The sequence below is a fragment of the Kribbella capetownensis genome (assembly GCF_004331485.1).
In the GTDB taxonomy this organism is placed as follows: Bacteria; Actinomycetota; Actinomycetes; order Propionibacteriales; family Kribbellaceae; genus Kribbella; species Kribbella capetownensis.
This window is the reverse complement of sequence record NZ_SJKD01000001.1, coordinates 145,799-167,472: the sequence shown is the minus strand read 5'-3', so window position 1 is coordinate 167,472 and position 21,674 is coordinate 145,799. Positions and strand designations below refer to the sequence as shown.

Here is a 21,674-nt window from a genome sequence, read left to right as displayed (position 1 = left end):
GATGAGACCGACGCTCGACGCCCTCGCGTACCCGGACGGCACCTTCGCGATGGTCGCGATGGACCAGCGCGAGAGCCTGCGCACGATGCTCGCCGACCACGGCCGCCCGGACGGACCCGAGGCGATCACCGCGTTCAAGGCCGCTGTCGGCCGGCACCTCGGGCCGCTCGCATCCGGTTTCCTGATCGAGCAGGGGTACGACGTCCCGCCCGGCCCCGGGTGGATCCTCGCGGCCGACGCGCTGACGCAGCAGCGCGGGGGACCGGTCACCGATACGCACATCGACGAGACCGTGGACCCTCTCGCCGCGCGCGAGGCCGGCGCGGTTGCGCTCAAGCTCCTCGTGATCTGGAAACACGACGGTCAGGAAGCGCGCCGCCTCGAGATGTCCGCGCAGTTCGTCGATCGATGCGCGGAGGCCGGTCTGCTGTCCGTACTCGAGCCCGTCGCCCAACCCGCGCCTGGCGAGGACGACTTCGACCTGGATGCGGCGATCGTGGCCGCAGCCGAGGCGCTTGGCCCGACCCGCCCCGACCTGTACAAGGCCCAGGTCCCGAGCCGCGGGCTGGGCGATCCCGCGGCCATCATCAAGACCTGCGAACAACTCACCACCACCCTCGACAGCCCCTGGGTCGTCCTCTCCAACGGGGTAGCCCGCGACGACTTTCCCCGCGCCGTGGAGCTGGCCTGCCGAGGCGGAGCCTCAGGCACCCTGGCCGGCCGAGCCCTCTGGACCCCAGCCCTCGAGTCCGACGACCCCAACCCAACTCTCGCCACAACCTGCCGCGACCGCCTGACCCTGATCGCCGCCACGGTCCACCACCACGCCCGCCCCTGGACCGAAGCCACCTGAGTCGCAACAGATATCTGTCTGAGTGAATCAGGTCCTCACCAGTTGATCGAGGGGAGGGTCAGGGCCTGTTCGGAGGCTAGGAGGAGGAGGCCGGTGCACCAGGAGTGGGAGAGGGTGAGGACTGCGCCGGGTGGGCCGAAGCAGGTGGTGTGGTAGTAGCGTTCGGTGACCATTCCTCGGCGGGCGTTGAAGTCGCCGTCTTCGCGGGCGACGAACTGGCGGGCGAAACGGAGATGGTCGACGGCTGCGGTGGCGTAGGTCTCGTCGTTCGTGAGGGCGGAGAGGGCGACGAGTTCGGGCGTGCAGATCAGGCCGTAGTTGTGGAGATGCTGGTTGGAGGGGCTTGCCTGGTCCGCGCCGCGGGTGCGGAAGTTGTAGGCGCCGAGGAGGGTCTGCGGCGAGAAGTGGACGTCGTAGGTGTAGCGGAAGGTGAGCATCCAGTCGGCTGCCGCCCGGGCGGTCGAGATCCAGTGGGGATCGATGCGGTGCAGGGCGACGTACGAGATGACCGCGGCGTACCCGTCCTCGGACGTTGGTGCCAGGTCGACGTCTTCCGGAGCCCCGCAGAGCGTGCCCTCGTGGACGAACGACGCGTAGTACCCGCCGCCGCGTCGGGCCGCGTCGCGGTAGCGCTCGTCGCCGAGTAGTTCGTAGGCCTCGGCCATCGCCGCAACCCAGGTGAGGCCGGCTGCGCCGCGGCGTGAGAGGACCTTGCCGGAGTCGAGGTGGTACATGCTGCCGAAGTTGCCCTCGGCATCTTGTGCTGCGAGGGCGAACTCGAGATTGCTCAGCGCCGCGGCTCGCCACGACGGGTGCTCGACCGGCTCGGCCGCCATCGCCCGGAGGGTGAACAGCGTCGCCTCGGCCAGTGTGCGGGCGTGCAGACCGCGTTCGACCGGTGTCCAGGATCCGCGCCAGCCGTGTTCGGCGTACCAGCAACCCCAGAACGTGCCGGCGGGGGTGAGAGTGCCGGTGATGGTGTCGATGACCGCCGTACCTGCGCTCACGTACGCCGGGTTGTTGACGCGGCGGCCGTGGCGAAGCAGGGCGTGGGCGTACGGGATGCCGCTGACCCAGGCGACGTGCATCGCCAGCCGATCGCCGCGCGGGCCGAGATCGCCGGCGAGTTCGCGGTCGAAGAGGGCTGTCTCGATCAGAACCGCTGGGTCTTCGCGGTAGTGCCATCGCCACAGCCCGTACGACGTGAGCTCGGCTGCCTCGGCCAGGTCGACCCAGGGTTGGACCGGTGGCTCTGCGTGGCGTTCGCGCAGCCGCCGCAAGATCGGGACGTAGCTGGTTCGATCGGATGGGAGTTTCCACAGGCCGAGACGCAGTTCGTGGGCCTCGCCGGGCGACCAGCGATACGACTCGGCCAGTGCAGCGACCGCCTCGGGCTGACCGACGTAGCTGAAGGGCTCCTCGCGGTACGGCAAGGAGACCCAAACCGACGCGGGGCCGAAGCCCAGCCCGCTGAGCCCCAGCGGGGTGTTCGCTTCGACCTCGAGCGCGACGCCACCTTCCGGACCCCACGCGAAGACAACCGGAGTCGCGGCGCGGTCGGCCCGGAACGCCCAATGATCTGACACCAGCGTCGCGGCATCGACCTCACCGGGCGCGTAGCGCGGGTACAGCCGTGCACACTCAGGATCCCGGTTGTCGCCGTAGAACAACCCCGGAATCAACCAGTGCGGATGCTCGCCGGCCGATACAGGCACCTCGACCCGCACCCGGGCGTCCACGGCCTCGGTCCCGTCGTACCGGACCCGAACCCTGACCTCGTCCTTGCCTTCGACCGTCTCGAATTCCCAGTCGGCCCCAGCCATCAGTACGGCGCCTTCGACGGACACGTTCACCTGCATCGGATGAGCCTTTCGGTCGAGTGGAGTCCAAGTCCGTCGACCGCGACCCAGCTCTCCGCGCCGTCGGCGTTGGGCCAGTCCAGGGTGATGACGCGTTCTTCGCCTGGGAGAAGGATGAAGCCGCTGTCCGAGGGACGGAGCCAGCCGGGCGAGTCGCGCAGCGGTCGGTCGTCGCGAATGCGGATGAAGGGAGCGACAGGGCCGGCCATGTGGCGGATTGTCAGATCAGAGCCGTGCGACGAGACGTCCAGCGTGGTCTGTGCGTCGAGGAGTTCGGACAGATCGTCGGCGCCGCTCAGAAGGTAGCGGCGGGTGATGTCGACCTCGCCGGCCGTCAGCCGGAGGTCGACGATGAACGCGCCGGCAGGTGTCGGCGCCCGGAGTTCGCCGACTGCCGCCGCGACCGGTCCGAGCGAGATGTCCTGCACGGTCAGGACGGCCAGGTCGTCCCCGGAGTAGGACACAAGGCGCGCAGTGAGCGTGGCGTCGACGAGCGGACGCTCAGACAGAGCCCAGAGCGGAAGCCGGACTTCCGGATGTCCCGCCCAGCTCTGGCGCGAGCAGATCGCGCCGACGAGCACGGGCCGGTACGCCGCCGCGACACCGAAGTACGCCGGCTTCGGTTCGCCGGCGTGAGTGATGGCAGACGTGCACCAGGCATTGGGATAGGGCTCGTTGAACTGCCACGGTAGTGTCCCGACGCAGCGAGGGGCCCGGCGGCGATGGGCCTCGACGGCGTACGAGAGGCCGTCGCGCTGCAGGAACTGGCTGGCCAGACCCATCGTGGTGAGGTCCGCGACGCGGCCGCCGAAGGAGGCTTGCACGAGTGACTCGTTGTTCCACCAGCGGCCGAGGTGATCCCACACCGGCCGACCGCGGGTCGGCAACCGCCGTTCGAGCTCGGGGACGACCTGGGCCAGGGTGCGTGGCATCGTCAGGCCCTCGACGCCGAACTCACTCAGCAGGTGCGCCGTCCCGGCGTCGTACAACGCGTAGTGGTCCCGTAGTCCCTGGTGCTCCCACGGGCCGTGTACGTCGTGCTGGTCGTCCGGTGCTTGCTGGATCAGGTCGAGCCGGTTCAGGAACGCCGGTCCGGTCGGTGATGTGGACAGCCAGAGTCGTTCGGGATCGAGCCGCTGCACGACGTCGGCCAGCGCGGCGAGCACCGGCGTGCGATCGTCGAGCGGTTCGCCCTCGCCCGCCTGCAACTCGTTGCCGCCACCCCAGATCGCGAGCGACGGATGGGAGCGCAACCGCGGCACGATCTGCTCGGCCTGCGCCCGCATCATCGAGACGAACGCGTCGTCATCCGCCGGCGTGGACGAGATCCCAGAGCTGGACTGTGCGAACTCCTGCCACACCAGCAGCCCGCGCCGGTCACAGGCGGCATAGAACTCGGGCGTCTCGATCAGCCCGCCGCCCCACACCCGGAGCAGGTTCACCCCGGCGTCGGCCGCGAGATCCAGCAGGTGCTCCAACCGATCAGGCCGCGGTACGCCGTAGCTGAGGTCTATCGGCACCCAGTTCCAGCCCTTGCCGAAGATCCGCTGCCCGTTGACCTCGATCCCGTACGGCGCCGCGTCCTCGCCGGCCCCTTCGGCCCGATGGAACCGCAACTCACGAAGCCCGATGTCGAGCTCCCGCCGGTCGCTGACCGTGCCGTCGGCGTACGCGGTGACGACCAGGTGATACAGGTACGGCGAACCGTATCCGTTCGGCCACCAGCGCCGCGGGTCCGGCACGGTCAGTCTCTGATTGCCTGAAGCAACCACTTCGCCGTCGGCTTCGAGGAGGGCCAGCGCCGAAGCGCCGGGAACGGTCACGACCGCGTCGCCGTCGATGAAGGAGGTTCGTACGTCGATGTCGCCGAGCACGACCGGACCGGTAACCTCGACGTACACCGACTGCCAGATCCCCTGATGCACGAGCCGTGGACAGAAGTCCCAGCCGTACGTCATCCGCGACTTGTGCACCCGCACCTTCGCCGTGTGACCGACCTGGGGCTCACTCACCGGCACCGGCTCCACCACGACCACCAGCACGTGATCCGTTGACGCGAGCAACAACTCGGTGACGTCGAAGCGTGCGGCCACGAACATCCCGTCGACCCGGCCGAGCTCCTGCCCGTCCAGGTAGACGACACCGCTGTGATCCACTCCGTCCAAGCACAGCCAAGCCCGCCGATCAGCCGTCGGTGGGAACATCCGGAACTCGTGCCGGTAGACCCAGTGCCGATCCGGCACCCACTCGATCGCGCGTGTGTTCAGCCCGACGTACGGATCCGGTACGACGCCGGCATTCCACAGATCGTCGACGACGCTCCCGGGGACGCGGGCCTGCATCCACGCGTCCGGTTCGCGGAGCGATCCCCAGACACGGTGATGCTGCCACTCGTCGCCGAGGAACCCTCGGACTCTCCAGGCAGCGCGGTCGAGCGGGATGCGCATCTCAAGGAATGGGTGGTGGAGCGGCCGGGTCCCACTCGAGCAGGTCGAGCTCCACCGGTCCGGCCTCGGTCTCGCGGGACAGCCTGAGGGTCTTCACCTCATGCGGCCGGAAGGCGGTGTCGAAGCTGCGGCCCAGCACGTCCACCGTCACCTCGGCCGGTCGCCCAGCGGTCTCGTACCCGCGCAGGATCACGGTCCCGTCGTTGTCCTCCGCCCGCTTGACGACCGAGAACACCACGTGGTCCGCCCCGGTCACCGCGAGATAGGACTGCGACACCGGGAGCGGTCCGGCATGGAAGCACTCGACCAGCGGCGTCACCGGCTGGTTGAGCTCAGCCGCCCGGCGCACCACCCCGGCCGCGCGCCAGTCGCCCTCGTGTGGCTGCAGGCGGTACGTGAACCGCTGGATGCCCTGGTCGAGGTACTCGTAGACGCCGTCGTCGTCCAACCGGCGCGGATCGTGCCACGCGTAGACAGGCGACCGCACCACAGTCATCGCCAGCACCGGCCGTCCGGCCGACGAGCCGTCGACCGCGAACGAGTACTTGCCGTCGTTCAGCACCGCGACCCCACCGCCGTCACCCGACACGTCCACCCAGGCGTGTGACGGCACCTCTTCCCGGTTCTGCTCCCGGACGAGGTGCCCGTACGGGATCTCGTGCGTCGCCTCGGACTGCCGCAGAGCGAACGGGAAGCACAACTTCAGTGCCTTCAACCGCTCGCGCCAGTCGACCGTCACCCGCATCTCGATCGCGTCCGACTCCGCGTCGAGCACGAACTCCTCCACCAGCCGGGAGTCCTGGTACGCCGATTCCACCCGGACCATCTGTCGGACCGGCCCATCGGCGAGACGCCGCACCCCAGTGACCTCGAACGCACCGGCCGTCTTCCACAGCGACCGGACGCCGTGGCTCCACGTGTCGGTGTCGTCATCGATCACCTGGGCATGCGCGACTCCGGACGCCACCAGGTTCGGCCCGGTGGCCGTCCCCAGCGCCTTGAGCCAGCCGGTTGCCGGATCGATCTCCGCCCGGACTACGCCGTTGTCCAGCGTCAGCCGGCCTCCCGACGGCCGGCCCAGGTGGTACGACGTGTCGCCCGGACGCATCGTGTAGAGCTGGTACCCGAGTGGTGGAACCGTTGCCTTGAAGGCGATCCGCCGACGCCCGTTCGCCGTCGCGGCCGACCGCACCTCCTGGACGTCGACCAGATGCCCGTCGCGTCCCTCCGACAGCGCGATCGCACCGCGCAGCGGCGCCGGGTACCCGAGCTCGAGCTCTACCGTCGCTGTCACGGGCCACGCGTGCGGGTTGAAGACCGCGACCGGGACCATCGCGGTCTCGGCCGGGATGTCGATCTGCCGCGCGATCGACTGGATCGACCGGTTCGCGAGCCGCGCCGCGATCGACTTCGCCTCACCGAGCTGGTCGCGGGCATCGTCGTACGCCGGCTCGATCGCGGTGCCGGCCGCGATGTCGTGGAACTGGTTGAACAGCACCTGCTTCCACGCATGCGCGAGCTCCGCGGTGGCGTCCGGCATGCCACTCACCTCGGCCGCGACAGTCGACCACTTCTCCGCGGCCAGCAACGCCTGCTCGGCCAACCGGTTCTGCCGCTTCACCCCTGAGTGCGCGGCGTAGCAGCCGATCGCGTGCGGCTGCAGCTCGGTCGCGTGCACCGGGATGCCGTCGAAGCTCCGGGCTTCGTCGAAGAAGCGGCGCATCGTGGACGGGAACATCTCGGGGAACAGATCGCGCTCGGCGAGCTGCTTGATCGACTCGATGTTCTCGATCGTCGGACCGCCGCCGTGGTTGCCGACACCGTAGAACACCATCAGCGGTTCCGTTGTCACCGGCAACTGCTGGACCGCCTTGGTGACGTGGCCGGAGATCTCACCGCCCGGCGAGCAGTACTCGTGCGGGATGCGGTAGGCCAGCACCCGGGAACCGTCGGGAGCCTCCCACCAGAACTTCTGGCCGGGCAGCTCGCGTTCGTGGCGCTGCGGCCGGAGGAACGCGTAGGAGTCCAGCCGCGCCTTGCTGAGCAACTGCGGCAGCGCCGCGTTGTGTCCGAACGGGTCGACGTTGCACCCGACCGTCGCGATCACGCCGAGGTGCTCGGCGAGCCAGCGCTGCGAGTACAGCGCGTGCCGGACGTACGCCTCCCCGCCGGGAATGTTGCAGTCCGGCTCGACCCACCAGCCGCCGACGATCTCGAAGCGGCCCTCGGAGACCCGCTTGCGGATCCGCTCGAACAACTCAGGGTCGTGTTCGTCGACCCAGCTGAAGTACGCGACCGAATCCGCGGTGAAGACGTAGTCCGGATACTCGTCCATCCGGTCCAGTGCGGAGCGGAACGTGGCACGCACCTCCTGGTACCCCTCCTGCCACTGCCAGAGCCACACCGCGTCGATGTGGGCGTTGCCGATCATGTGCAGCGGGCCTCTGGCCGCCGGCTGTGTCATCGGTTCTCCCCGGTGTCGGACGCCCAGCGGTCCACGAGTTCGCTGACCAGGTGCAGGGCGAGGACGTGCATCTCCTGGATCCGGGCCGTCTCCTCGGCCGGTACGACGACGGCCAGGTCGGCCGCGGCCGCGAGGTCTTTCCCACGCGTCGAGGTGAAGGCGACGGAGCAGGCTCCGTTGGCCCGCGCCGCTGCGAGCCCGTTCACCACCGTAGGCGAGGTCCCCGACGTACTGAACCCCACCACCATGTCCTGCGGGCGCGCGAGTGCGGTGACCTGCCGCGAGAACACGTCGTCGTATGAGTAGTCGTTGGCGATACAGCTCACCACAGCGGAGTCGCCGATCAGGGCGACCGCTGGGAGCGGGCGCCGCTCGCGCAGGTAGCGCCCGATCAGCTCACCGGCCAGATGCTGGGCGTCGGCGGCGGACCCACCGTTGCCGAACGTGTACAGCACACCGCCGCCGGCGAGGCGGCGGATCAGTTCGTCAGCGACCGCCTGGACATTCGGCAGTTGCTCCCGCATCGCCGCCGCCACCTCGGAATGCCGCTCCAGTTGCCCGTCGAGCAGTCCGCCGAGTCCGGTCGTCACAATGCCCCCAGACGCTCGTAGGCGATGGCGGCGGCGCCGAGCACTCCGACCGCGTCGCCATGACGACTCAGCACCACGTCGCAGGCCTTCGCGGCCGGCGGCATCGCCTGCCGCAGCGCGGCCTCGCGGACCGGATCGAGCAGCTCGCTCCCGGCCCGCGTCACCCCTCCACCGAGGACGACGAGCTCCGGCTCGCAGACGTTGATCAGTACGGCGACCATCCGGCCGAGCATCGCGGTCGTCTCGTCCCAGGTCGCCCGGGCGACATCGTCGCCGGCGCGGGCATGGTCGGCCACGTCCTTGGCCGTGATCGCGGTCAGCTTCGCGAGGCTCGAGTCCGGTCGATCCGCGACGGCCTCGGTGGCTCGCCGGGCGATCGACGTACCGGAGACGTAGGCCTCGGCGCAGCCGCGGGCACCGCAACCGCAGGCGCGGCCCTGCCAGTCGACGACGACGTGGCCGAGCTCGCCACCCTGGGCGGCCGCGCCGCGGAACAGCTTGCCGTCAGCAACGACACCGCCGCCGAACCCGGTCGAGACGGTGAGATAGACCAGGCTCCGCACGTCCCAGCCGCTCCAGCGGTACTCACCGAGGGCGGCCGCGGTCGCGTCGTTCTCGACGTACGTCGGTAGTCCGAAGCGCTCGGCCACCATCCGGCCCAGCGGGACCTCGTCCCAGCCCGGGAGCCCGGGCGGCCCGAGGATCACCCCGGTCCGCGGATCGAGGGGACCACCACACCCCACCCCGACAGCGACCACGTGTTCGCCGGACGGCCCGGTCTGCACACCCGACTCGGCGAGCGCCTGTTCGCCCAGCTCCATCAGGCGTTTGACGACCGCGGCCGGCCCCTCGCCGACGCCGGTCTCGACCTGGCACAGCGAGCGCAGCATCCCGTCCGGAGCGACGACGCCGGCGGCGAGTTTGGTGCCGCCGACGTCCAGGGCCAGGACGGGTTGCGATGGGGGATGCGAGCTCACGCTCAGCCTTTCTGCGCGGTCGTCGCCACGCCGTCGAGGATGTACCGCTGGCCGAAGGCGAACAGGATGATCATCGGCACGACGGCGATCACGCTGGCGGCCACCGCGATCTCCCACTCGTAGTGGCCCGACAGGGCGAAGGCGTCGATGATCTGCTTCAGGCCGCGCGGCATCGTGAAGTACTCCGGGGTCTGCAGGTAGATCAGGGGTCTCATCAGGTCCGACCAGCTCGCCTTGAACTCGAAGACGAACACGATCACCAGGGCCGGCTTGCAGAGCGGGAACGCCACCCGGCGGAACATGCCGAAGTAGCTGCACCCGTCGACCCGGGCCGCTTCGAACAGCTCCCGCGGGATGCCGAGGAAGAACTGCCGCAGCAGGAACACGTAGAAGGCGGAGCCGAACATGTTCTGTGCCCAGAGCGGGATCTGGGTGTCGATCATGCCGAGCTTGTTCCAGATCAGGTACACCGGGATCATCGTCACCGCGCCAGGCAGCATCATCGTCGACAGCAGCACGCCGAAGGCGATGTTGCGGCCGCGGAACCGGAAGTACGCGAACCCGAACGCCACCAGCGCACTCGACAGTGTCACGGTCGCGGCGGCCATGAACCCGACCGTCAGCGAGTTGGTCAGCCAGCGCAGTACGGGCGCTGTGTCCCACACCCGCGCGTAGTTCGACGGCTGGAACACCTCAGGGATCAGCCGGTTGTCGAACACCTGAGCGCGCGGCTTCAGCGACGCCGAGACCAGCCACACCAGGGGATAGACGAACGCGAACGTCGCCAGCGTCAGGAAGAACAGGAACGGCAGCCGCCGCCAAGGGATGGTCATCAGCGCTCCCCGTGGTAGTAGACGTACCGGTTGCCGATCCGCACCTGCAGGAAGGTGATCGTCAGGATGATCACGAACAGCAGCCACGCCATCGCCGAGGCGAAGCCCATCTTGAAGAACTGGAAGGCGTTCTGGAACAGGTAGACCATGTACACCAGCGACTCCTCCGAGGCCGCCGCCTTCTGCTGCGGCCCGTAGAACATCGTGTACGCCTGGTCGAACATCTGCATCGACGCGATCGTGTTGGTGATGACGGTGAAGAACAGCGCACCGGAGATCATCGGCACCGTGATCCGGAAGAACCGCGTCACCGGCCCGGCACCGTCCAGCTCGGCCGCCTCGTACAGCTGCCGCGGTACGCCGTTCAGCGCGGCCAGGTAGATCACCACGGTGCCACCGAGCGTCCACAGGCTCACGATCGCGAGGGACGGCTTCAGCCAGTTCGGGTCGGCCGTCCAGTTCGGGCCGTTGATGCCGACCCAGCCGAGGACCTTGTTCACCAGGCCCTGCTGGCCGTTGAGCAGTAGCAGGAACATCGCACCCGCGGCCACCGCCGGCGTCATCTCCGGGAGGTAGAACGCGGTCCGGAAGAACCCGCCGGCCCGGCCGACCCGCTGCAGCATCAACGCGAGGACCAGCGCGAAGATCGTGCCGAGCGGGACGAACATGGCGGCGTAGACGAACGTGTTGCTGAGCGACTTCAGCACCCGCGGGTCGTCGAACAGCTCCCGGTAGTTGTCCAGGCCGACCGCGCGCGGCGCCTGGATCATCTGGTAGTCGGTGAACGACAGCACCAGGCTGGCGATCATCGGGCCGGCGGTGAAGATCAGGAACCCGAGCACCCACGGCCCGATGAACATCCAGCCGGCACGGTCCTCGCGCCGGGTCAGCGGACTCCGCTTCGGGCGGCGCCGGCGGCGCTCGGGCTCAGCCTGCCCGGGTGCCGCCGCACGCTCGACGGTCGTCGTCATATCAGCCCTGGGGAGCCTTGTCGAAGGCCGCCTTGGCCTCGCTCTGCGCCTGGTCGAGCGCGGCCTTCGGCGTCGCCGAACCCGCCAGGGCCTTGCCCACCGCGGCTTTCCAGGCGGCGTCGATCTCCGCACCGGCCGCCGACGGGTTGATCGACTTCGCCTTGTCCAGCACGTCGTAGTAGTTGTTGATCGCCTGGTCGAAGCCGGCGTCACCGGTGGGCTTGAGGTACTTCGCCTTGATCTCCTCATCGGCCTTCTTGTTGCCGGTGAACAGGCCGGTGAAGAAGCTCTTGTCTTTGGTGACGGTCTGCATGCGTGCCTCGGCCGCCTTGTGCCAGGTCTCCAGCGAGGTCATCGTCTTGGCCCACTGGCAGGCGGCGTTCGCGTTCTTCGCGCCCTTCGGCACCACCCAGGCCGAGCCGCCGATGGTGCTGATCGGCTGACCCTGGCGGTCGGTGAACGGCGTCGACTGCAGCTGCAGACCGCTGGAGCGCGAGTCGAGCAGGACGTTCACGTACCAGTTCTCGATCGGGAACGCGGCCAGCTGGTCCTTGGTGAACTGGTTCTTCGCGCCGAACAGGTCGAAGGTGTCGCGGAAGGTCTTGAAATTGGACCAGCCGCCCTGGTCGTTGATCAGCTTGATCGTGAACTCCAGCGCCTCGACCGCCTTCGGGTCGTTCAGGTTCGGCTCGCCGCCGGGCTTGACCAGCTCGGCGCCGTTGGCCATCGCCCAGAGCGGGAACAGGTCCGACACCTTCGGGTCGTAGCCGATCCGGGCCGGCCGGCCGTTCTTCGCGACGTACAGCTTCTTGGCGGTCGCTTCCAACTTGTCCCAGTCGGCGGTCTGGATGTCGCTGACCGCGACTCCGGCCGACGTCAGCGCCTTGCCGCTGATCAGGTTCGCCGAGACCGTGTAGAACTCCGGGATGCCGTAGGTCTTGTCCTTCAACTTCACCTCGTTCATCGCGGCGTCCCGATACTGTGTGGTATCGATTCCACCGGTCGCGATGCAGTCGTCGAGCGGCACGATCGCACCCTTGGCCGCGTAGGTGCCGATCAGGTTGCGGGCCATGTAGACGACGTCCGGCGCGTTGCCGCTGGAGACCGCGGTGAGGAACTGCTGGGCGTCGAAGTCGCCCTTGTTGTTCTTCACTGTCACCCCCGGGTACGCCGCCTTGAACGCGGCGATCCGGGACTGCGCCACCTCGTCCTCACCGCTGAAACCCATCACGCTCAGGGTCCCGGACGGTGTCGACTCGGCGGAGTCCTGACCGCTGCTCCCACCGCCGGCGTCCTTGTTCCCGACGCCGGCACAGGCGGTGAGCGCCAGCGCGCCGGCGGCCAGCACCACGGGAAGGCGCAGGTGCTTCATGGGGTTGCTCCTAACCTCGACAGGGGACGAGTGCCGGAATGTGGCATCGATGCCACATTTCCAGGTTGGAGGAACCGTACGGTCGTGACTCGGGGATCGTCAAGGCGTCGCGGTGTGCCCTGTGGACGAACGGCGCGACGACCAGCGCACGATCAGCGGAGGGATCAGCGCGGGGCCGGGCCGGTGGAGCCGCGGACGATCAGCCGGGCCGGCACCCGGACGATCCGCCGGCGCGGCGGGAGCTCGCCGCGGATCCGGGCCAGCACCAACCGCGCGCAGCTGCGGCCCATCTCGACCGTGCTCTGGTCGACGGTCGTCAGTGCCGGCTGCACCAGCGACATCCAGGGCACGTCGTCGTAGGCGGCGAGGCTGATCTGGCGCGGGATCTTCAGCCGCCGTTCCTTGAGCTCGGTCAGTGCGCCCTGGGCGAGCACGTTGTTCGCGGAGATGATCGCGGTGACCTCGTGGTCGTTCAGCAGCTTGCGGGTCGTCTGCCGGGCAGCGCCGGCGTCGAAGCTGGTGTAGGCGACCAGGTCCTCGTCGAGATCGACGAAGTTGTCCAGGTGGGCAGCGCGGAAGCCCGCCAGCCGGCCCGCACCCGTCGACCACTTGGTCTCGTCGATCAGCAGTCCGATCCGGGTGTGGCCGAGGTTGAGCAGGTGCTCGGTCAGCTCGCGCGCGCCGGCCTTGTTGTCGCTCAGGACGACGTCACCGTTGGAGCGGCCGAGCTCGCGGTCGGCGCAGACCACATGGACACCGTTGTCCTGCAGGACCTGTGGGCACTTGGCCGTCACCGGTGTGACGATCACACCGGGTACGCGCATCGCGAGCAGCGTCTCCGCCGCCTGCATCTCCTCGGCAGGGTCAGCGTTGTCGTTGACGAGCACCATCTGGTACTCCGCTGCCCGCAGCTCCTCCTCGATCCCGGCCGCAAGGTCGGCGTAGAACGGGTTGCGGAGGTCGGAGATCAGCACACCGATCGAGGTGGACGTGCGACTGCGCAGGTTCCGGGCGTTGTGGTCGGCCACGTACCCGATCCGCTCGGCCGCTGCCCGCACCCGGGCCCGGACCGCGGGGGAGGCGTACCCACGGGTGTGCAGTGCGCGCGACACGGTGGACGGCGAGACGCCGGCCTCCCGCGCCACGTCCTGCACCGTCGGACGTCGTACAGCCGGCTGTGGTGTCGGTGCAGGTACCGACGCCCTTGCTGCCTGCGCCCGGGGACTCATGGGCCGCAGTCTAAAGGTTGCCTGCAGACCTGTACCGGTTCCACGTCTCCCTGACGGCCTCGTAGTCCTCCGGACCGAAGTCGTAGCGGTCCGTGTCCGTTCCGTCCACGTAGTACAAGGCAGGTACGCCGAGACGGTCCTGCACGGTCAGGTACTCGCGCCACTCCGCATGGCTGGGCATCATCCAGCCGTCCGTGTCCACACCGAGCTCGGGGACGACCGACTGCACGACTCCGGCCCGGTACATCATGTGGCGAGCGACGTACCCGGGGTCCGCGGTGTCGTCGCGCAGTACGTCGTTCAGCCGGATCACGTCGGTCACGTCGAGGAATGCCGGGTTCGGGGTGTGGGTGATCACCAGAGCGTCCGGCTTGACCCGCTTGGCGGTGTCATGGACGAGGCGCAACTGCTCGTGCAGCAAGGCGGTGCCCCAACGCGACCCGCTGTGCCGCAGCGACGATCCGGACGGCGTACGGGCGCTGAAGTCGACCTTGAACCCGTCAGCGTCCAGTCCGTCGGCAGACAGCATGTACTCGACCGCTTCGGTAATGAGCTCGACGCAGGCCGGCGCCTGGGCATCCAGTGCGACCGGGTCGCCTCCGGCATCCGTGACGCAGGCGTCCACTGGTGCGCTTTCGTGATCCCATGCCTTCCACCACAGCAGCACCCGCTGACCCGCCGCATGTCGTGCGGCGATCCACGCCTTGAGGTCGGTCCACTTCGCCGGGTCCGGCCGGCAGGTCGCGTACGACTCCTGCCACTTGTCGTCGATCACCACGGTCTCCGGCACGATCCCCTGCGCAGCGAGGCGCTCCAGGAAGAGGTCGTAGTTCTCCTCGGTCGCCAGCGGCTGCGGCGGTTGGTCCGTCCGGACGCCGAGGGCACACTGTGCGCCCCATCCGCAGAAGATCGTGCCCGACCACCACTCCGCCTTCTCCGCAGTCCGCAGCGGTACGACGCCGGCCGCGTCGAGCAGCTCCCGGTGTCGGACCAGCACGTCCTCCGGCCCGTCACCACCGAGGTGTACGACAAGCTGTGGCGTCCGGAACGTCCCGTCGACGACGGTCTGCCCTTCGTAGTCGAGCCGCAGACTGAATCCGCCCGTCACGGGCAGGTAGTGATAGCTGGTGAAGTTCTGCTCCTCGATCGGCGCCACGACACTGAAGCCGGCCCACTGGCCGTCGACCGCCGCCGCGAAGCACCAGGGCGCCGGAGTGAACAGCCAGCGCTGGATCCCCGGCTCGCCGCCCTCACCGCACACACTGATCGTCGCCGGCTCGAGCGCGTCCCGGATGACCCGGGTCGGATGATCCGGGTTCGGTGAGTACGCCTTCTGCAGTTCCGACCCGCTGGGCAGGAACCCACGCGGCGTACGCCGACCGCCGAGCAGATGCACCTCCGTGAGCCGGCCCTGCCCGGTCACCACCGTCTGCGTCTCGATCCGGTCCGGCAGGAACCGGGTGGTGGTCACCCGGCTTTCCCACACACTGCTGTGGGCCGTCGCCGTGACCACCAGCCCGCCGTCTTCCTCAGCGGACTCCACGACGAGGTCGCCGTAGCTCTCGTCGTACCCGCTCGTGGTGTCGAGTGAGGCGAACAGGCGGAGCCTGAACCAGCGCCGCCCGTCGAGGCCCTCCACCGCTGCGTAGGCCTTGGCGTCCTGCATGTCGACTGTGTAGTCGCCGATCTTCACGAAGGTCCTCTCAGGAAAGGCGTACGTCGACCAGTGCCTCGGCCAACTGGCCCAGGTACCGGCTGTTCCGGGTGACAGCGGCCGCGATGCGCGCCCGCCGTACCGGTTGATCCACATGCGGCACGACGACGAAGGTGTGCTCGTCGGCCTGCTCGCAGTCCCAGCCCGGCGGCACCACCAGCTGTGCACCCAAGCAACTGACCCGCACCTCGAACGGCCGTCCGTCCACAGCAGAGACCCGGTACGGTGTGATCCGCACGGCGCCGGTGAACACCGGATCCTCCGGCAGGAACACCGAGCGATGCACTCGCGCGACCTCGTCGCCCAGGCGGCTGAGCTCGTCCAGGTAGTCCTGCGACACGGTCCGCGGGTCCCAGTGACCCGAGATCATCAGCTCGGGCCGGAGCCGTTGGTAGAGCGCGGCCGACGCGACATAGTCGTCCGCACTGAAGGCGTTCGCGTACTGGAAGTTCGGGATCTCCGCCGATTCGCCCGGCACCCAGGAGCCGGTCTGCTGGTCACCGGTCGCCAGCACGCGCCGTCCGTCCACCTCGAACCCGATGGCCGACGCGTAGAGCGTGTGACCGGGCAGAGCGTGCAGATCGATCTCGTACTCGCGCCAGCGGACTCCGGTGCCGTCGGCAATGTGCTGCGCGCAGGGGATCGGCTCGTACCACAGACACGGCAGGTCGTAGTGCGTCGGGTTCTCCAGGACATGCGCCACCGGCGCCGAGGCCCACACCTCGGTGCCGTGGACATCGCGCATCAGGTTGAACGCGGCAACGTGGTCGTCGTGGTAGTGCGTCGGGATCGCAACCTCGGCCCGCTCGATCCCGTAGTCGCGCTGCAATGCCCGCAGGCTCGGCAGCCACGGACGGACCGTGTGCCGCCCACCACCGGTCGGAATGTCCGTGGTCAGGTCGTAGCCGTAGTCGATCAGCAGCGCCGTACCGGAATCGCTGAGCAGGACATAGCTGCGGGACTCGCTGGTGCGGTTCATCAACAGGTGCGGACTGAGCTCGACGTACGGATCCTCGAGTTTGTCCAGCAAACCGGTCGGATTGCCCATCCGGACCGTGACCAGTTCGCCGAGTGCATCGCACGTACGCCGGACTGCCTCGGCCGGATCGGTCATCGGCGAACCGTGGCTGGGCAGCAGGGCCCGCGGTTGATGATCGAGCAGTTGCATCAGCGACGCCATGGTCATGGCGGCTCCCTGCATGCCGACGTACGACCACTGCAGCGCTGCGGCCGACCACACCTTGCCCGGGCTGTGCAGCAGGTCGCCGGTGAAGGCGTAGCCGTCCACCAGGTACGTCACGCTGCCAGGTGTGTGGCCGGGTGACGGCAGGGTCCGTATGTCGACGTGACCGATGCGACTGCTGCTGTAGTCCTTCATCACGCCGGCGATCGGGACGGGCTCGAGCAGCGAGAACCGGTCCGTGTGCAGGTCGTAGTTGTTGACTACGCGTCGCTGCTGCCAGTGACGGCCGACGTCCGCGATCAGGTCCGCTTCGTTCTCCGGCACCCAGATGCGCGTGCCGCCGGCCGCGAGCCGCGGCAGTCCTTCGACCTGATCGCGGTGATGATGCGTGACGAGGACGTCGGTCACGCGGTCGGCGCCGTACGACGCCAAGTGGTCGAGCCATTGCCCGCTGCCCGCGTCGATCGCCACCGCGGACCGGGTGGTGTGGTCCACCAGCAGGTAGACCACACAGGTGTCCTCGATGGCGTGGAGGTCGTCGCCGAGCATCACACGCAGCACCCTAGACGGTGAACTGGAATCGATTCCACCCCTGCCGATGATCCGGCCGCGACCGGATCAGATGTCGGCGAGGGCCTCGGCGACCGTGGAGTAGATCCGGAACTGACCGCCCAGGCCGGTGACGGCGAGCGGGCGGTCGACCGGACGGCCGACGCCGACGAGGGCCAGCGTGATGTTGTGCTGGCCGGCCAGGTTGCGGGCTTCGACCAGGTTGCCGAGGCCGGCGGAGCTGCAGAACGTGACGGCTGACACGTCGATCAGAATCAGCCGGGCCGGCGGTGCGACCGCGGCCCGGATCGACTCGGAGGCGAAGTCGGTGGTGGCGATGTCGATCTCACCTGACATCCGGACCAGCAGTACGCCGGCTTCCAGCTCCACGGTCACAGCGTCGAAAGTCGTTCTGATCATCTCGCCGTCCCGCGGCTCTGGGTGGCTTGTCACGCCGGTCTCTCCCCCGGGTAGCGCCACGAACGCCGGTCGGTCCTGGCGGGATGGAACTGCCCTGCTCTCACCGTATGCCCCAACGGCTTAACGTCACAACGGGTCTGACGCGGATGACCTCGGAGCGTGACCTTGACCGGATGTAAGCGCTGCCAGCACGTAGGTGTGCCTATCCGAAGCGTCAAGCCGCGCGGCGATCCGGACAGTCCGCCCGACGAAGCCGACAGCCCCCGGGCCGGTGGTAGACAGGAGGAAAACACACGGTTGAAGGAGCGGACATGGGCGTACTCGACGGCAAGGCGGCACTGGTCACCGGCGGCTCGCGCGGAATCGGAGCGGCGATCGTCCGGCGGTTGGCCGCCGACGGTGCCGTGGTGACGTTCACCTATCTGAGCAGCGAGGCCGCGGCCGCGGACGTGGTCGCGGAGGTGAAGGCGGCCGGCGGTGAGGCGATTGCGGTCCAAGCCGATCAGGCCGACCTGACTGGTGTGGACGAGCTCTTCGAGCGGGCAGCAGAGCCGACCGGCACTCTCGACATCTTCGTCTGCAACGCGGCGCAGGCGAAGGTGCAGCGGATCGCGGACGTGACCGAGGCCGACTTCGACGAGACCGTCGCGACCAACCTGAAGGGTCCGTTCTTCGCGATCCAGCGGGCCGGCCAGGTGCTGCCCGACGGCGGCCGGATCATCGCCCTGTCCACGCTGAACACCGCGGTCCCCGGCCCGGGCATCTCCCTGTACGCCGGCAGCAAGGCGGCGCTGGAGCTCTTCGTCAAGGTCGCCGCTCGCGAGTACGGCGCCCGCCGGATCACCGTCAACGCGGTGTCGCCGGGTGCGACCGACACCGACATGTTCCACCGGGAGAACCCGCCGGAGGCCAAGGACAAGCTGGTCGGGATCACCGCACTCGGCCGGATGGGCGAGCCGGCCGAGGTCGCCGACGTGGTCGCGTTCCTGGCCGGCCCCGACAGCCGCTGGATGACCGGCCAGAACCTCCGTGCCACCGGCGGCCTCCTCATTTGAGTACCAAAGACCTGCTCGCCGACATCGACGCCGCGGCTGATCCCGCGGCGGCGGAGGTGCTGTCGCGGTACTTCAAGTTGCAGCCCGGTGGGTACGGCCACGGCGACCAAATGATCGGGGTGAAGCTGTCCACGATCCGCGGACTGCTCAAGCCGTACCTCCGCGCAGGCCTCCCGCTGCCCGAGCTCGAGCAGGCGCTGACCAGCCCGGTCCACGAGCACCGGCTGGCGATCCTTTGCCTGCTGGCCGATCGGTCGGCTCGCGCTGTCAAGCCGCGTACGGCGGACCCCGCGGAAGTCACCGCGATCCACGATCTCTACCTGCGCAGTACGGCGTACATCAACAACTGGGATCTGGTCGACTGCAGTGCGGCGGACATCGTCGGCGGGTACCTGTCCGACAAGCCGCGGGACGAACTGCAGACCCTGATCCGGTCGTCGTCGTTATGGGAGCGGCGGATCGCGCTCGTCGCGACGCAATGGTTCATCAGGCGAGGCGACAGCGCGGACATCTACGCGCTTGCGCCGCAAGTGCTCGACGATCCGCAGGACCTGATCCACAAGGCCTCCGGCTGGATGCTGCGCGAAGCTGGCAAACGGGTCTCGGACGAAGAGTTGCGCGCCTTCCTGGACGAGTACGCGGCGGCGATGCCGCGGACCATGCTCAGCTACGCGACCGAGCATTTCGCTCCCGACGTTCGCCGGCGCTACCGAGCCTTGCGCTGACGTTTCAGTGCAGGTCGAAAGGCGTGCCGGACCTGGGGACGCGGTCCTACCCTGAGCCCAACCGCTCGCGAAGGGGCCGCCCCGATGAACCTCAAGCGCATCCTCATGTCGTTGGTTCTGACAACACTCGTCGCCACCGGGCTGATCGCCGTACCGACGACCGCGATGGCGGCGCCCGGCTTCCAGATGCCGATCCCGTGCGGACTGCGCTGGACCACCGCGAGCCACAGCGGTCACGCCAGCCAGTGGATGATCGACATGGTCGACCCGGGCGGCCACACCCGCGGTACGCCGGTCCTTGCGTCGGCCGGCGGGACGGTCAGTGCGTCACTGCTGTCCTCCACCGGCGGAAACATGGTCGTCATCGACCATGGCGGCGGCTGGCAGACCCGCTACCTGCACATGGATCGGCGTGATGTTGCCGTCGGCAACACAGTGGGCCAGGGCACGCAGCTCGGCATCGTCGGCAGTACCGGCGACAGCACGGGACCGCACCTGCACTTCGAGCAGAAGCTGAACGGAGTCGTGCAGCAGGCGTTCTTCAACGGTCATGCGGTGCCGCTCACCTGGTCGTACAACCAGCACTACGAGACCAGCGCCAACTGCGGCGCGGGCGACGGCAAGTTCTGGGTCGACACGTTCGCCAACGCGCCCGGCTACAGCACCCCTGGCGGTACGCAGACCGGCACGCTGAACAAGGGCACCAACTATGTGTTCTGCCGGGTCTGGGGCCCGGAGGTCCGCGTGGGCACGGCGTTCAACCACTGGTGGCTGAAGACCGACCTGGACGTCGGCCCGGCGAACCAGTGGGTGTCGGCCTACTACCTGTCCCGCTGGGGCAACGACGAGGCCAAGGACAACTCCGGCCGCGACATCCCGGCCTGCTGATTGCCGGCGGCAACAGACAGGCCGGCAACAGACAGACTGGGAACAGGTATCAGCCTTCGCGGGTCTGGGCGTACGGCGGGGCCTCCACCGCGCAGTGCCGGTGGTGGTGCAGATGGACCCGCTGCGCGGCCCGGTCGCCGATCGTGAACCAGGCCACCACGCTGCCGGAGGCGGTCAGGATCGCTGAGATCCACACCGCCCGATCGAACCCCTCCTGGAAGGCGCTCGGGTCGCGGTAGGAGTCGCCGGTGATCCCGGCCGCCATCGGGATCGCGGCGACCGCCATCAGCTGCGCCGACCGGGCGACCGCGTTGTTCACGCCGGAGGCGATCCCGGCGTGGTGGTCCTCGACCGACGACAGCACGGTCGCCGTCAGCGGCGCGACCGTCGCGACCAGACCGAATCCGAGGACGACGACGGCCGGCAGGACCGCTTCGACGTACGACGAACCCGGCTCGATCCGCAGCATCAACAGCAAGCCCACCGCCATCAGTGCCGGCCCGATGGTCATCGGCAGCCGGGCGCCGATCCGCTCCGAGAGCGCACCGGAGTACCCGGACAGGGCGAGCATCAGGATGGTCATCGGCAACAGCGCGGCCCCGGCCCAGAGGGCGTCGTACCCGAGCGCGGTCTGGAGATAGACGACGAGCAGGAACGTCACCGTGCCGAACCCGCCGTACACCACCACCGTGACCAGGTTGGCGCCGGTGAACTGGGTGTTCTTGAAGATGCCGGGTGGCAGCATCGGGTGCGAACTGCGGCGCTCGACCTCGACGAACGCGACGAAGGCGAGTACGCCGATCGCCAGCGTGCTCAGGACGAGCGGGCTGCCGAGGCCGTCCTCGCCGGCCTGGATCAGGCCGAAGGTCAGGCCGGCCAGACCGATCGTCGCCACTGCCGCGCCGGCCAGGTCGAGCTTCCCGGCCGCGGTCTCGTCGCGGGTCTCGGGGACGTGCCGCACCGTGACCAGAACGGTGACGAGTGCGATCGGCACGTTGATCACGAAGATCAGCCGCCAGGAGCCGCTGTCGACCAAGCTGCCGCCGACGAACGGGCCGACCGCCGCGGCGACCGAGGTGAGGCCGGACCAGGTGCCGACGGCCTTGCTGCGATCGGAGTGCTGGAACGTGGTCTGCAGGATCGCCAGGCTGCCCGGGGTGAGCAGCGCGCCGCCGATGCCCTGCAGGACGCGGCCGGCGATCATCACCTCGAGGTTCGGCGCGACCGCACAGATCACCGAGGCGAGCGCGAACCAGATCACCCCGGTGACGAACATCCGGCGCCGGCCGAGCCGGTCGCCGAGCGAACCACTGAGCAGGATCAGCGACGCGAGCAGCAGCATGTAGCCGTTGACGATCCACTGCAGCCCGCCCATGCCGGCGTTCAGGTCCTCGCCCATCGCCGGCAGTGCGACGTTCACCACCGTTCCGTCCAGGAACGCCATCCCGGATCCGAGGGCCGTGGCCGCCAGCACCCACCGCGCCCGGGCGGTGCCGAACGCGATCCGCTCATCCGTCATGAGCTCAGCGTAGGCCTTGCGTGGTC

At 68.7% G+C, this 21,674-nt stretch carries 17 protein-coding genes; 4 read left to right on the top strand and 13 right to left on the bottom strand.

The annotated features are described in order from the left end of the window. Position 1 precedes the first annotated feature (1 nt). The gene (locus E0H75_RS00835; protein WP_131511115.1) at positions 2-853 is read left to right on the top strand and encodes a hypothetical protein; all 852 of its coding nucleotides are present in this window, start codon (positions 2-4) and stop codon (positions 851-853) included. Between the two features lie 35 nt (positions 854-888). On the opposite strand, the gene E0H75_RS00830 is transcribed toward E0H75_RS00835, so the two are convergent. The 12 genes from E0H75_RS00830 to E0H75_RS00775 form a co-directional block, all read right to left on the bottom strand. Beyond that, positions 889-2,712: a hypothetical protein gene (locus E0H75_RS00830; RefSeq protein ID WP_131511114.1), complete on the bottom strand. Its 1,824-nt coding sequence runs from the start codon at positions 2,710-2,712 to the stop codon at positions 889-891. Beyond that, positions 2,703-5,159, bottom strand: coding sequence for a glycoside hydrolase family 2 protein (locus E0H75_RS00825; protein ID WP_131511113.1), 2,457 nt, complete (start codon positions 5,157-5,159; stop codon positions 2,703-2,705). Before E0H75_RS00825 ends, E0H75_RS00830 begins: the two co-directional genes overlap by 10 nt. A gap of 1 nt (position 5,160) precedes the next feature. Continuing rightward, complete coding sequence (locus E0H75_RS00820) at positions 5,161-7,623, bottom strand: alpha-mannosidase (RefSeq protein ID WP_131511112.1); 2,463 nt, start codon at positions 7,621-7,623, stop codon at positions 5,161-5,163. Then, positions 7,620-8,213 (bottom strand): D-sedoheptulose-7-phosphate isomerase, encoded by a 594-nt coding sequence (locus E0H75_RS00815; protein ID WP_238162743.1) that lies wholly within the window; start codon positions 8,211-8,213, stop codon positions 7,620-7,622. Before E0H75_RS00815 ends, E0H75_RS00820 begins: the two co-directional genes overlap by 4 nt. Then, the gene (locus E0H75_RS00810) at positions 8,210-9,190 is read right to left on the bottom strand and encodes an ROK family protein (RefSeq protein WP_131511111.1); all 981 of its coding nucleotides are present in this window, start codon (positions 9,188-9,190) and stop codon (positions 8,210-8,212) included. Before E0H75_RS00810 ends, E0H75_RS00815 begins: the two co-directional genes overlap by 4 nt. A gap of 2 nt (positions 9,191-9,192) precedes the next feature. Next, positions 9,193-10,023 (bottom strand): carbohydrate ABC transporter permease, encoded by an 831-nt coding sequence (locus E0H75_RS00805; protein ID WP_131511110.1) that lies wholly within the window; start codon positions 10,021-10,023, stop codon positions 9,193-9,195. Further along, the gene (locus E0H75_RS00800; protein WP_131511109.1) at positions 10,023-10,994 is read right to left on the bottom strand and encodes a carbohydrate ABC transporter permease; all 972 of its coding nucleotides are present in this window, start codon (positions 10,992-10,994) and stop codon (positions 10,023-10,025) included. Before E0H75_RS00800 ends, E0H75_RS00805 begins: the two co-directional genes overlap by 1 nt. Before the next feature lies 1 nt (position 10,995). Continuing rightward, the gene (locus tag E0H75_RS00795; RefSeq protein ID WP_131511108.1) at positions 10,996-12,366 is read right to left on the bottom strand and encodes a type 2 periplasmic-binding domain-containing protein; all 1,371 of its coding nucleotides are present in this window, start codon (positions 12,364-12,366) and stop codon (positions 10,996-10,998) included. A 164-nt stretch (positions 12,367-12,530) separates the two neighbouring features. Next, positions 12,531-13,595, bottom strand: a complete 1,065-nt coding sequence (locus E0H75_RS00790; protein ID WP_131511107.1) for a LacI family DNA-binding transcriptional regulator — start codon at positions 13,593-13,595, stop codon at positions 12,531-12,533. Between the two features lie 10 nt (positions 13,596-13,605). Continuing rightward, positions 13,606-15,288 carry an alpha-amylase family protein gene (locus tag E0H75_RS00785; protein ID WP_131511106.1) on the bottom strand — a complete coding sequence of 561 codons (1,683 nt, stop codon included), beginning with the start codon at positions 15,286-15,288 and terminating at the stop codon, positions 13,606-13,608. Positions 15,289-15,298: 10 nt separating this feature from the next. Then, complete coding sequence (locus E0H75_RS00780) at positions 15,299-17,041, bottom strand: MBL fold metallo-hydrolase (protein WP_131511105.1); 1,743 nt, start codon at positions 17,039-17,041, stop codon at positions 15,299-15,301. Positions 17,042-17,110: 69 nt separating this feature from the next. Continuing rightward, a complete protein-coding gene (locus E0H75_RS00775; protein WP_131511104.1) occupies positions 17,111-17,461 on the bottom strand; it encodes an STAS domain-containing protein in 351 nt (116 codons plus the stop codon). Between the two features lie 311 nt (positions 17,462-17,772). Between E0H75_RS00775 and E0H75_RS00770 the strand changes: the two genes are divergently transcribed. From E0H75_RS00770 to E0H75_RS00760, 3 genes are all read left to right on the top strand, one after another. After that, complete coding sequence (locus E0H75_RS00770; RefSeq protein WP_131511103.1) at positions 17,773-18,516, top strand: SDR family oxidoreductase; 744 nt, start codon at positions 17,773-17,775, stop codon at positions 18,514-18,516. After that, positions 18,513-19,241, top strand: a complete 729-nt coding sequence (locus E0H75_RS00765; protein ID WP_131511102.1) for a DNA alkylation repair protein — start codon at positions 18,513-18,515, stop codon at positions 19,239-19,241. The genes E0H75_RS00770 and E0H75_RS00765 overlap by 4 nt, the downstream gene beginning before the upstream one ends. An 84-nt stretch (positions 19,242-19,325) precedes the next feature. Next, positions 19,326-20,129 carry a M23 family metallopeptidase gene (locus tag E0H75_RS00760; RefSeq protein ID WP_202872787.1) on the top strand — a complete coding sequence of 268 codons (804 nt, stop codon included), beginning with the start codon at positions 19,326-19,328 and terminating at the stop codon, positions 20,127-20,129. A 49-nt stretch (positions 20,130-20,178) separates the two neighbouring features. On the opposite strand, the gene E0H75_RS00755 is transcribed toward E0H75_RS00760, so the two are convergent. After that, positions 20,179-21,648 carry an MFS transporter gene (locus E0H75_RS00755; protein WP_131511101.1) on the bottom strand — a complete coding sequence of 490 codons (1,470 nt, stop codon included), beginning with the start codon at positions 21,646-21,648 and terminating at the stop codon, positions 20,179-20,181. Between the last annotated feature and the right edge of the window lie 26 nt (positions 21,649-21,674).